This is a genomic window from Sphingobacterium sp. SGR-19 (genome assembly GCF_011043555.1).
Classification (GTDB): Bacteria; Bacteroidota; Bacteroidia; order Sphingobacteriales; family Sphingobacteriaceae; genus Sphingobacterium.
Map to the genome: position 1 here is coordinate 1 of NZ_JAAKGS010000006.1, position 12,711 is coordinate 12,711.

Genomic DNA, 12,711 nt, shown 5'->3' on the forward strand with positions numbered 1-12,711 from the left:
AAACGCTAATGCCCAAAACGAAACAATAATTTATAAAACAGCTACAATAGATTGTTTAAATCGGGTACGAACGGGCCTTCCATTTTTGAGTGCAGGCGTCCATTTTGGGGATTTTTTCATTACGCGTAAAGCTTCTTCGGCAAACGCTGGACTTATTTTATTTTTATTTACAATTTCAATATCACAAACAATTCCGTCTTCACATACGGTAAATTCCATTATAGCTGTCTGTTTAAGGCCGTAGTCCACATACGTTGTACTATCTATAGAACTTACAATATAACGAACATCAAGATTCTCCTGCACAAAACGATTCCAGCCGGTGACTCCTCCACGAAATTGCGCATACATATCTACATCATAAACAATAAGAGAATCTTTAGGCGCTTGCGCAGATAATGTTCCAAATACACCACTTAACAGAAAAGCAAACAACCAATACCTCATGACTCCTCCTTCTTTCTTTGTTTACTTAAAATTACATAAAATTTATGCCTTCGACAAATCTACGATTTTGGGAAGATTTCCCTCATTATCAAAGAGAAATGACATAGGCTTCTCCGGATTCTTGATAATTTCAAAAAGCGTATAGCCCCATGGCTTCCAAAAATTTTCTAGCACTTGCCCGTATGTTTTAACCTGCCAATTATCAAAAATCGGTTTCAATGTCCAATCATTTAATGGCATAGGCTCTATATAAACCTTTTCCGGGGTCTCCATATAAGTATATTCAGGAAGACGATTAAACAAATAAGCGGAATAAAAATACCGAGCACAAATTTCTTCGAATTGTATAGGATGTAAAATATGCTCTTTTACATGGTTCAGAATGTCTTCGTGATAAATAGCATTCGTGCCATTATCTTGTAAAGTGGCGATAACAGCAAAATCTTTCATACGTAAAGAAAAAATCAACGTATTGATTTCATCGCGGTATAAAAAGGTCTCCGGCGCGCTATCAACAGGGAATACCTGTATATTAAATGGATTGACATGTTCGAATTCCGTAGGCACAACAAGTGATTGTAACATAAAGTGTAGATTCCGGAATTTATGCACCAACGCTTGAGAAAAATTCATCTCTTCTCCACTAAGGACTGCTTGTCGAATTCCCGCCTGTATCTCGTTGAAAACAACACCATACAAAATTTTCCCAATCCATTGAAACAACACATGTTCATTGAGTCCCCTCACTTCATCATAACCTACTTTCATAGCTTTTTCCACTTCATCCTCTACCTGCTCAAAAGATTGAGCGACTTGTATAGAACAAGGTAGTTTTAGCGACTTATAGGTTACGATATTTTCATCCAACATTTTGAACGGCTTTTCTTCCAAGTCAAACGCTCGCATCATCCAAACAGGAAAAACCTGAACTTGCTCCTCCGGTGACCGAAGCGTTTCTCCCGTTAAAAAACACGTTTGATTATCGAATTTGAATGAAAAGAATGGATTATAAAGTCTTGTTGCCATAACGAAAACAAAGGTAGGGTTTTGAAGTTTGTTTTTTGTCTTTTTTATATATATTTGCGCCGAAGCTAATCGAATGTACAAATCAAACTCTGCATGAAAAAACTTTTCAGCCTGCTTTATTTTCAAGTAATTATTGCTATTCTTATCGGTGTCGCCCTAGGTCATTTTTACCCTGAACTAGGCATCGCATTAAAACCATTCGGCGACGGATTTCTCAAGTTAATCAAGATGATCATCGCGCCACTGATTTTCTGTAGCATCGTTTTAGGTATTGCTGGCATGGAAGACATCAAAAAAGTAGGAAAACTTGGGGTCAAATCCATGGTTTACTTCCAGTTCACTACGTTTGGTGCCATGTTTATTGCTATGTTGGTGGTCAACCTCGCCAATCCCGGAGGGGGAATGAACATAGACGTAGCCAAATTGGATACCACGGAAGTCAGCACCTACATTGAGGAAGGCGAAAAACATAAGGGCGTCGTACAATTTCTGCTCGATATTATTCCCAACAACGTCATTGGCTCTCTTTCTGAGGGGAATATCCTGCAAGTTCTTTTCTTCGCCATTTTATTAGGGTTTGCATTTGCTAAGATGGGAGAAAGTGCGGAGCCAGTAAAACGTGTGATGCAATCTTTTCTTGACGGAATTTTCCTCGTGATTAAAATGATCATGAAAGTGGCACCAATAGGTGCAATGGGCGCTATCGGATTTACCGTGGGGCAATACGGTGTAGGCATTCTAAAATCGTTAGGCTTAATGATGTTATGGTTTTATGTAGCTTGCCTAATTTACATCTTTATTTTCCTAGGTATTTTGTTGTGGCGTTATAAAATTAGTATATGGCGCGTATTAGTATACATTAAAGAAGAACTGTTGATTGTACTAGGCACATCGTCATCCGAATCTGTTCTGCCTGCCATCATGGAAAAACTAGAGCGAGCTGGTTGTAGCAAACCACTCGTACGACTTGTCATTCCTACTGGCTATTCTTTCAACTTAGATGGAACTGCTATTTATCTAACGATGGCAGCGGTTTTTTTATCTCAAGCTATTGGTCAACCCATGAGCTGGAATGAACAATTATTTCTTCTTTTTATACTGACCTTCACCTCTAATGGGGCAGCCGGTGTAACGGGAAGCGGTTTTGTTATCTTAGCCGCCACCTTACCCATCGTAGGACATATCCCTGTAGAATCCATTGCCATCGTATTCGGTATAGATCGTTTTATGAGCGAAGCTCGTGCGCTGACCAACATCATCGGAAATACTTCCGCTGCATTTATTATGGCCAAATGGGAGAAAGAAGTCGATACGGATATGCTGAATGAAACATTAGGCAAAAGTAAATCGTGATTCATCACACACCATCAAGACTGACTTTAAAATCTTTAAAAACGAGTGCTGCATCAATAGGTTGGCCTTCTTTGTTTTTAATACCCTTTAACACGGAAGTCATCCCGTTCTCCAAGAGACTTTTCATCTCTTTCTCTTCTAGAAACACACCATTTAATGTACGCCAGATTTTGAAATCACAACCTCTGGCGTAATGGTCACATTGCGCTACCTTATCGTACAGAAGCATATTTCCCGATTCGCATTTAGGACATTTTATCTTACCCTTTTGCTGGGGTTTTATTTCTTCATGTTGTATAGCTACGCGTAATTGAAGCAGTTCTTTCGTGATTTTCACGGTGTAATCCTTAATATGCTTCATAAAAACATCATACGATACTTTATTTGCACGCATCTCTTCCAGCTTCTGTTCCCACTTCCCTGTCAACGTAACCTTAGCTATCGAGCGATCCTTGATCAATCGATAAACCGCAAGTCCTTTTTCTGTAGGTATAAGCTTCTTTTTATCTCGTTTGATATACTCGCGCTGAAAGAGTGTCTCTATGGTCGCTGCTCGTGTAGCCGGTGTTCCTAAACCACAATCTTTCATAGCTTGGCGCATTTCGTCATCTTCAATTTCTTTACCGGAGGTTTCCATCGCTTTTAAAAGCGATGCTTCGGTATGGATAGGCTTAGCTTTTGTAAAGCGTTCTGCCAATTCCAGCGACAAAATTTTAAGTAGCTCTTCTGTTGACAATTTAGGCAATTGAGCGTTCTCATTGTCTTGATCGTCTGTGTTTTTTTCGTCATCAGGTAAATCGACCTGCTCAGCAGATAGACGCCAGCCATATTGTTTAATAACGGTTCCTTTTGCAATCAACTCCACTCCATGTGCATCGATTGTAACGGTTGTAATATCTTTCAAACAAACATCCGAAAAACTCTCCACCATACGCTTCGCAATCATATTATAGATATGTTGCTGCTCTTTCGGCATCGGCCCCGGTTTCTCGTCCGTGACTAATAAGGCATGATGGTCCGTCACTTTCTTATCATCAACGGAGCGTTTATTTAATCTAGCACCGATGAGGTTACGGCTTATGGAAGCAATTTCTTCTCCTGCAGTCTCCGCAAGATGTTGAAAAAGTTCTTCAATCTTTTCAAATACGTCCTCTCCTATATAACGAGATCCCGTACGCGGATACGTGATAACCTTTTTTTCATACAATGTCTGTGCTATATTCAATGTTTGATCAGCCGAATATCCGTATTTTTTGTTGGCGTCTTGCTGCAAGGATGTCAGATCGAATAGCAACGGTGGTTGCTCCTTGGTTTCCTTAGCTTCTACTTTTACCACTTTTGCTTCCGTTCCGATAGCGAGTTTTGCTATCGCTGCTTCCGCTTCTTCCTTTTTATCTATTTTATTGGACGTTGCCTTAAACTTGATATTGTCTTTTTCAAAGCCGGCCTGTATCTTGAAGAAAGCTTGCGGTTTAAAATTCTTGTTCTCTACATATCGAGAACAAATCATCGCCAACGTTGGTGTCTGTACCCGTCCTAAAGACAAAAGCCCCCTGTTTCCGGCTGCCAATGTCAGTGCTTGCGTAGCATTTATACCTATCAGCCAATCCGATTCTGCCCTTGATTTAGCAGACATGTATAGGCTATCATATTCTTTTCCGTCTTTTAGGTTGGCAAAACCCTCTTTGATCGCTTTGTCTGTCTGGGAAGAAATCCAAAGTCTTTTAAACGGGGCTTTCGCATTAAGATAATAGTATATATTCCGAAAAATCAACTCTCCCTCACGCCCCGCATCCGTCGCTACAATGATTTCTTCTGCCTGCGAAATTAATTCCTTAATCGTATTCAATTGTTTCTTCGCCCCAGCATCGTCTATCTGCTTTCCATCTCTTTTTACTTTCTTCACTTCTAAGCGAAATTCGGGCGGTATGATAGGCAGATTAGACACTGTCCATGTGGCGTATCCGTACGCCTGCGGCGTACACAGCTGTATAAGGTGACCAAAGGCATAGGTAAAAGCATAACCATTGCCTATAATATATCCGTCTTTCACCTCCTTGGCTCCCATCACACGAGCCAAATCCCTAGCCACAGACGGCTTCTCTGCTATAACAACTTTCATCTTAACGCTTCAGCCTTCTTTTTAATTATCTATCAAATTATACCTAAAATTACTTCAACGAAGGGATGGATATACCTTTTATTTTCCGATATAAGTCCACCGCATAAATATCTGTCATTCCTGACACGTAGTCCAGTACCGTTCGAATCTTGGCATATGTATCAGTTTGCGTGGTATGGAATTGTTGGGGTATCATCGCGACGATCTTTTTATCGAAATGCCCCTTGTCTTCTTTTAAATAGGCCGGAATAAATTCTTCCAATAACGCATTCATTACCTTAAAACCTGCAACTTCAATCTGCACCACGGTGGGCGCATTGTAAATACGAGCTACAGATATTTCCGATATCTTCTTCATCTGCGTTACAATACGATCATCCAAAGCATCCATCAGTGGCTTCTCAAATGTACCGGCCAAAAATTCATTTTGATTCCTCGCAAATACCGTCGCACAACCATGAATTAAGGTATTAATTGCTTTCGCACGCAGAAGTTCTACACGACTGCCAGTGTCGGCTAGTTCATCGAGTCGGTTCCGTAAATCTTCTCCTCCGCACAGCGGCAATAATAGATCCTCTACTTCTATATAAGAGAGTATTTTTAGATGATGGGCGTCTTCCAAGTCTATAATATTATAGCATATATCATCGGCAGCTTCTACCAAATAGACCAATGGATGTCGCAAATACCCATTTGGATTCGTCGGATCTGCTTGCAACCCCAGCTCCTTGGCAATTTTTCGGAACGCTGCTGTCTCTGTATCGAAATAACCATATTTCTTACGATGATGGTTATTTTTCAGATGCCCCTCAATAGCGGAACAAGGATATTTGACAATAGAAGCCAGTGTCGCATATGTCAAAGCAAATCCTTTTCCATCTTTTCCGTTGAAAGCATGTGTCAATATACGTAATGCATTGGCGTTACCCTCAAAATGAGTTAAATCTGCCCATTCTTCGGTACTAACGAGTTGTTTGTATTCTTGACCTTTGCCTTCTGTAAAATAGGAAGAAATGGCAGCCTCACCGGAGTGCCCAAAAGCGGGGTTGCCCAGATCATGCGATAAACAGGCCGCGGAAACGATATTGCCTACTTCTTGCAGAAACGGATATTCTTGATCTATGTTGGGATTTTCTTTTTTCATAATATTATAAAAAAGACGTCCCAACGATCGTCCCACACTTGCTACTTCCAAACTATGGGTTAATCTGTTGTGCACAAAAACTGCTCCGGGCAAAGGGAAAACCTGCGTTTTATTTTGCAATCGTCTAAAAGGTGAAGAAAATATCAATCTATCATAATCTCGTTGAAACTCTGAACGCGCATCAATTTGGTCACTCACTTCGCGGTACTCATACCCCCAACGTTTTGCGGATAATAACTGTTTCCAATTCATGTAAAGTATACGTTTACGTTTGGTAACAAAGATAAGGTTTATTGCGTATATAGTTACTTTGTTTGAGCTTATCAAGCTTATTCCGTATATTTATGGCGTAAATCCTATACATCATGACTATCTACTCACTTCCGGATTATCAAGATTTTGAATTCAAAATTGACGGTAAAAAAACACATTTGTTCATCCTAAGGAACCGCATGGGGATGCAGGTAGCCTTTACGGATTACGGCGCACGTATTGTTAGTGTTCTGGTTCCGGATAAGGCCGGGAATCTTCGGGACGTCGTATTGGGGTTTAATTCTATCCATGAATATTTGCAAGCAGACGAACAGTATCATGGCGCTACCATAGGCCGTTTCGCTAACCGCATTGCCAATGGCCGCTTTCATTTAGATGATAAAGAATATACATTACAACAAAATAATGGCCCCAACTGTTTGCACGGTGGCCCATCGGGATTTCATGCCAAGGTTTGGGACAGACGAACATCTTTCAAAAAGAAAATAGATTTTTGCTATGTCTCACCGGATGGTGAAGAAGGGTTTCCGGGAAATTTGAAGGTCACCGTATCTTATGAATTAACAGACGACAATGAAATTGTTATAAAATATAAAGCGGAAACAGATAAAAAAACAGTCATCAATCTCACTAATCACGCCTATTTCAATCTGGATGGTGAAGGGCAAGGCGATGTGCTCAACCATATCCTACACCTTCCCTCCAGTCATTTTCTGCCTATTGATGAAAATCAGATACCATTGGATAGTGAAGCTTCGGTAGATGGCACCGCATTTGATTTTCGCTCGCCCAAGAAAATATCACAAGATATCGACAATGACGAGGTGCAGTTAAAGCACGGTAACGGCTATGACCATACGTTCATAAATCGCCAACCGATTTCACAAGTGGCCGCATCTGCCTATTCGCCTAGTTCGGGGATCCGTCTAGAAGTGTTCACTACCGAACCGGGCGTACATCTCTACACCGGTAATTTCCTATCGGGTAAAGACATCGGCAAATCGGATCGTAAATATTCATCGAGGTCAGCTTTCTGTTTCGAAACACAGCATTATCCAGATAGTCCAAACCACCCCCAGTTTCCATCCGTCATATTGGAACCAGGGCAAGTGTTCGAATCGGAAACAGTATATAAATTTTCTTTAAAAAAGCAGATAGTTTAATAATCGCGATGGCTTACGTTATAAGTGAGTCCAAAGCTTTCTCCACTTTCTCAAAGCCGAACCCAGCTTTCACTTCATTAAACATCCGTGAAATTTCATCGTTGCAAAGGTTACCTATACTCCCTTCGTGTGTATGGTGTACTTCTTTTGAAGGCTGAAATGTTCCGTTATCAATATCTAATCCTATCTGACGATAAGCCTCTCGAAATGGTGTGCCTTGCAATACCGCATTGTTTACTACTTCCACACTAAACAAGTAATCATATTTAGGATCATCCAAAATATGCTCTTTTACCGAAATATGTTCCAGCATAAAAGTCGTAATTTCCAAACAGTCACTCAAGGATTGGAAGGCAGGAAAGAGATTTTCTTTCAATAATTGTAAATCCCGATGATAGCCCGACGGGAGGTTTGTCGTCATTAACGCGATTTCGTTTGGTAGCGCCTGGATCTTATTACAACGCGACCGTATCAATTCAAACACGTCCGGATTCTTCTTATGCGGCATAATACTGGATCCCGTGGTCAAATGAGGTGGGAAAGATATAAAGCCAAAATTTTGATTGATGAACAGACATACGTCCATCGCAAATTTGGCTAACGTAGCAGCTAAAGCACTCATTCCCTGCGCTAATATACGTTCTGTTTTCCCTCGCCCCATTTGTGCATAGACTACATTATAGTTCAAATCATTGAAGCCTAATAGTTCGGTCGTCAATTTGCGATTAAGCGGAAACGAAGAACCATACCCAGCAGCGGAACCCAATGGATTTTTATTACACACGTTCCATGCCGCTTTTAACATCTCCAGATCATCCACCAGACTTTCAGCGTATGCTCCAAACCATAAGCCGAAAGATGAAGGCATCGCAATTTGTAAGTGTGTATAGCCAGGAATCAATACCTGTCTATGTTGTTCACTCAATTGGATAAGTTTATGGAAGAGTATATCCGTTTGTTGTACCAAATGTTGTATTTCAGAACGAAAATATAATTTGAGATCGACCAGAACCTGGTCATTGCGAGATCTTCCGGAGTGGATTTTCTTCCCAGCTTCCCCTACGCGTTGTGTAAGCAACATCTCTATTTGGGAATGCACATCTTCTACCGAATCCTCTATCGCAAAATTTCCGGCTAAAATATCGCGATAGATTTGCTTCAATTCTTTTTGAACGACATCTAGATCCTCATCACTCATCAAGTTTATACTATTCAACATCTGCGTGTGTGCCAACGAACCTAACACATCCGCTGCGGCTAAATGTAAGTCCATTGCCCTGTCGTTGCCTACAGTAAACGTTTCTACAAATGAATCCACATCAATGTTCTTCTGCCAAATCTTCATTTCAGTTTTTTTGTTTTAATCAGAGCAACAACCATATTTTTATCCCGCACGATAATTCCCTTTTTCTATTGACGCCCCTGTGATTTTATTTACTAGTTTCTGTCACAAATTTATCGAATCTTCCCCAATAAACATAAGGACTATTTAGCACTTCCCAAAACAAGAATCTCGATAATTAAAAAGTGACCACTTACTTTTTTTTAAAAAATATCTTTGTGTGAACAATTTATATCCCTATGTTTGTAGGCATAAAGGGGAAATGGAATAACGAAAATAAAGACAAGTGAGTTAATACTTACACTTTATTTCACCAAAGCTAACAAACTAAAATGTGATAGACGAAGGTCTTAAAGCTTGAAAGAAATCCGGCTGACCACTTATAAACTAATTTTGTTCTGAAGCGTATCACGGAGAGGGTGATACGCTTTTTTTTATAATATATTGGTACCTTTGTCATAGACACGGCTCCTTATCATGATAGGGAGAAATAAAAATTGAAGTAGATATGGGAACAGAGAGCAAAAGACAACAACGGTTTGCGGGAGTCATTCAAGAAGATCTTGCGGCGCTATTCCAACGGGATGGCAATTCTTGGGCGCCGGGAGCTTTTATAACAGTAACAAAAGTAAGGGTTACGCCGGATTTGGCAATCGCTCGTATATATCTAAGTTTTTTAAATACGAAAACGGCAAAGGAAGATTTAAAACAAATCCAAAGCAGAACGAGTGAAATTCGCTATAAGTTGGGCGTGAGAATCAAAAATCAAGCTCGAATCGTCCCCGAATTAGATTTTTTTCTGGACGACACGAATGAATACGTCGAGCACATGGACAAGCTATTTGAAAAAATAAGTAAAGAACCGAGACAACCAGATTAATGTATTGTTCATTCCACGTTCTTGATGCCGTATTCTTTGGATAATCGTCTTATGTTTCCTCACCCTTCTCTGGCGGATGACGATGGTTTACTTGCCGTTGGAGGGGATTTGAGTGCTGAAAGACTGTTATTGGCTTACCAGCATGGAATCTTCCCGTGGTTTTCTGACGAAACACCTATCTTGTGGTATGCACCGCAAGAACGCTTTGTACTTGAGCCAAGGGAGCTTAAGATAGCAAAGAGTATCCAGCAGTTTATACGCAATTCGTCTTTCCGGACAGCACATAATACTGCTTTTGCGGAAGTCATTGACCGATGTGCCACCACGAAACGAAAAGGCCAACAAGGAACATGGATTACGGCAGATATGCAAGAAGCCTATATCCACCTACATGAATTGGGTTACGCACATAGTATAGAGACATATAGTGAAAATGGAACACTTGTTGGTGGGCTTTACGGCATCCAGATTGGTGCGATATTTTGTGGTGAGAGCATGTTTTCACACGCATCAAATGCATCTAAGCTGGCATTAATTTATCTCTGTCAAACATTTAATTTCGAATTAATTGATTGTCAGATATACAGTGAACATTTAGCTTCTTTCGGCGCAAAGTTTATTCCCGGTTCCGTTTACTATCGGCTACTACAAAAACAAATAGTTGAACCGTTTGCTATCTAGCACTATATGTAGACAGCGGACTATAACAAAAAAATTAAAATGAAATTTAAAATCGGAGATTTTGTTCGTTTTGTAGACGAACCCGTCGAAGGACATATTACTTCCTTCCAGAACGACGATATTATCGGTGTAACGGATGATTCTGGTTTTGAAATCCCTGTTCCCGCCAATAAGATTACATTGGTACATGGCAATATGCGCCACCATGATGATCTGGAGGATGAAACAAAAGGAGTAACGGCTAATACTCCCTTTATAGAACGCGGTATTTATGTAGGCATAGCGGGAGAACAAAAAGATGGTCTCGCCCAATTTTACTTTATCAACCATACTTCCTATGATATTATGGTGGTCGCAAACGAAATTAACGGCACCAAACGCACAGGTATATTTGCAGGGAAGATATTGACCAAAGATTTCGTCCAGTTTTATTCTGCAAATTTCTCGAACCTCGGCAAATGGCCTAACTTCGAAATACAAATTCTCCGGTATAGTATGATACAACATAATGCCGTATCAGTTCTAGATAAAGAACTTCGTATAAAGCCGCTTGATCTCATCCGCTCTAAAGAAAATGATGACCTTTTACAGGTAAAAGTTTGGCGTTATGAATTGGACAAACCTGAAGAAAACATCGGGCTAGACAAATTAAAGGATCATTTTATTTCCCATCGTCCAAATCGTCGGTAAATAAGCACAAATGTTATAATTGCTATAAAAAATTCGTGACTTACGTCATTTATTCGTGTCCAAATTTATGATTCTAATCACACGAATAAAACAAAAAGTACACAAAACATTAAACCTCAATAACTTAACAAAAAATTAACACTATTTAAAACCATTCTAAATTCGTTGTATTGACAGATTTTTGACAGAAAACAAGGGCTTTTACTCTACATTTGCAGGGATAAAATTATTGAGCAAGATCTAGGCCTTGGAGAATTTAAAAGTAATAGCATTTACCCACAAGCATGTCGAATTAAAAGACTTGGGGAATTTGGTCATCTGCAACGAAGAGTTAGAAGATCGCTTAGTGAACCTGAAAACCACGTTGGATATTCCTGAGATTTTCTATATAGCAACTTGTAACCGCGTGGAATTTGTATTTTGTGGCGGACATGAGTTGAGTAATGAGTTTGTTGCTAATTTTATGCAGCAAATGAATTTCTGTGTTCCCGTAGAACGTCTGCAATGCTATTTAGGGCAAGTTACACGCTATTCCGGCATGGATGCGCTGAACCACCTTTTTCGTATGTCTTGCTCGCTTGAAAGTTTGGTTGTTGGGGAAAAGGAAATCCTGGCACAAGTACGTCGTGCATACGAAAGATGCCGTACAGCCGGTTTCACAGGCGATTATTTACGCTTGGTTATGGATCGTTTGGTTAAAACAGCTAAAGAAGTATATACCTATACGAATATTTCCCGCAATCCAATCTCCGTTGTTTCATTAGCTTATCGCAAGCTTAAAGAGACCAAATTGCCGACTAATCCCCGGATTTTAGTTATCGGCTCAGGAGAAACCAATCAAAATTTAGCTAAATATCTGAAAAAACACCAACACTCGAATTTTGTCATTTTCAATCGTACATTGAAAAATGCACAGAAATTAGCTCGGGAATTGAACGCAGAAGCCTATCCATTATCAGAATTGCCTCGTTATAAAAAAGGATTTGATGTGATGATTGTATGCACAGGATCGCCTGAGGCAATCATTGATATAAACCTTTACAAAACGCTCCTCAGCGGGGAAACAGACAGAAAAGTTGTTGTTGATTTAGCCGTTCCTAATGATATCGATGCTGAAGTAGTAGCACAGTTTCCTATCCATTATATCGAAGTCAGCAGCCTACAAGCGATTGCCGAAAAAAATAAACAAGATCGCTATGCAGAGTTGGAAAATGCTGATGCTATTATCCAACAAAATATCCAAGAGTTTTTACCAATCATTAAGCAGCGTCGCGTCGAAGTCGCTATGCGTGAAGTACCCGAAAAAATCAAAGAAATTCGATCCTTTGCCTTGAATACAGTGTTTGCTCAGGATCTTCAAAACCTCGATCCTCAAGCGCGCGAGGTATTAGAAAAAGTCATCAGCTACATGGAAAAAAAGTACATCAAAGTACCTATGGTAATGGCCAAAGAGATTTTGGTTAAAAATTCCCAAACAGAAATCAACTAATAGTCTTCATTACAGAAAATATACCATAATTCTGACAAAGGGAGTCGGGATTGTGTAGCTATTTGGTTAAATTTGTAAACATTTGCAAAACCATTTAAGCA

The 12,711-nt window shown here is 39.9% G+C and carries 11 protein-coding genes; 6 read left to right on the forward strand and 5 right to left on the reverse strand.

What is annotated here, in order from left to right; translation table 11 throughout:
- Positions 1-30: 30 nt before the first annotated feature.
- Together G5B43_RS12050 and G5B43_RS12055 are read right to left on the reverse strand one after the other, a co-directional pair.
- Positions 31-447, reverse strand: coding sequence for an energy transducer TonB (locus G5B43_RS12050; protein WP_165295006.1), 417 nt, complete (start codon positions 445-447; stop codon positions 31-33).
- Positions 448-489: 42 nt separating this feature from the next.
- Positions 490-1,473, reverse strand: coding sequence for a hypothetical protein (locus tag G5B43_RS12055; protein WP_165295007.1), 984 nt, complete (start codon positions 1,471-1,473; stop codon positions 490-492).
- A gap of 93 nt (positions 1,474-1,566) precedes the next feature.
- Here G5B43_RS12055 and dctA point away from each other — a divergent pair, with 93 nt between their 5' ends.
- Positions 1,567-2,826, forward strand: coding sequence for a C4-dicarboxylate transporter DctA (dctA, locus tag G5B43_RS12060; protein ID WP_165295008.1), 1,260 nt, complete (start codon positions 1,567-1,569; stop codon positions 2,824-2,826).
- A gap of 4 nt (positions 2,827-2,830) precedes the next feature.
- Here the strand turns inward: dctA and G5B43_RS12065 are convergent, their stop codons facing one another.
- Positions 2,831-4,948: a type IA DNA topoisomerase gene (locus G5B43_RS12065; RefSeq protein ID WP_165295009.1), complete on the reverse strand. Its 2,118-nt coding sequence runs from the start codon at positions 4,946-4,948 to the stop codon at positions 2,831-2,833.
- 49 nt (positions 4,949-4,997) lie between these two features.
- Complete coding sequence (locus G5B43_RS12070) at positions 4,998-6,344, reverse strand: deoxyguanosinetriphosphate triphosphohydrolase (RefSeq protein WP_165295010.1); 1,347 nt, start codon at positions 6,342-6,344, stop codon at positions 4,998-5,000.
- 113 nt (positions 6,345-6,457) lie between these two features.
- On the opposite strand from G5B43_RS12070, the gene G5B43_RS12075 reads away from it, so the two are divergent.
- Positions 6,458-7,528 (forward strand): aldose epimerase family protein, encoded by a 1,071-nt coding sequence (locus G5B43_RS12075; RefSeq protein ID WP_165295011.1) that lies wholly within the window; start codon positions 6,458-6,460, stop codon positions 7,526-7,528.
- Between the two features lie 13 nt (positions 7,529-7,541).
- Here G5B43_RS12075 and argH read toward each other — a convergent pair whose 3' ends face one another.
- The gene (argH, locus tag G5B43_RS12080; RefSeq protein ID WP_165295012.1) at positions 7,542-8,873 is read right to left on the reverse strand and encodes an argininosuccinate lyase; all 1,332 of its coding nucleotides are present in this window, start codon (positions 8,871-8,873) and stop codon (positions 7,542-7,544) included.
- Between the two features lie 505 nt (positions 8,874-9,378).
- On the opposite strand from argH, the gene rbfA reads away from it, so the two are divergent.
- From rbfA to hemA, 4 genes are all read left to right on the forward strand, one after another.
- Positions 9,379-9,750: a 30S ribosome-binding factor RbfA gene (rbfA, locus tag G5B43_RS12085; RefSeq protein WP_165295013.1), complete on the forward strand. Its 372-nt coding sequence runs from the start codon at positions 9,379-9,381 to the stop codon at positions 9,748-9,750.
- A 24-nt stretch (positions 9,751-9,774) separates the two neighbouring features.
- A complete protein-coding gene (gene aat, locus G5B43_RS12090; RefSeq protein ID WP_165295014.1) occupies positions 9,775-10,431 on the forward strand; it encodes a leucyl/phenylalanyl-tRNA--protein transferase in 657 nt (218 codons plus the stop codon).
- Positions 10,432-10,470: 39 nt separating this feature from the next.
- Positions 10,471-11,121, forward strand: a complete 651-nt coding sequence (locus G5B43_RS12095) for a hypothetical protein (RefSeq protein WP_165295015.1) — start codon at positions 10,471-10,473, stop codon at positions 11,119-11,121.
- 247 nt (positions 11,122-11,368) lie between these two features.
- Positions 11,369-12,610, forward strand: a complete 1,242-nt coding sequence (hemA, locus tag G5B43_RS12100; protein ID WP_165295016.1) for a glutamyl-tRNA reductase — start codon at positions 11,369-11,371, stop codon at positions 12,608-12,610.
- The last annotated feature ends 101 nt before the right edge of the window (positions 12,611-12,711 follow it).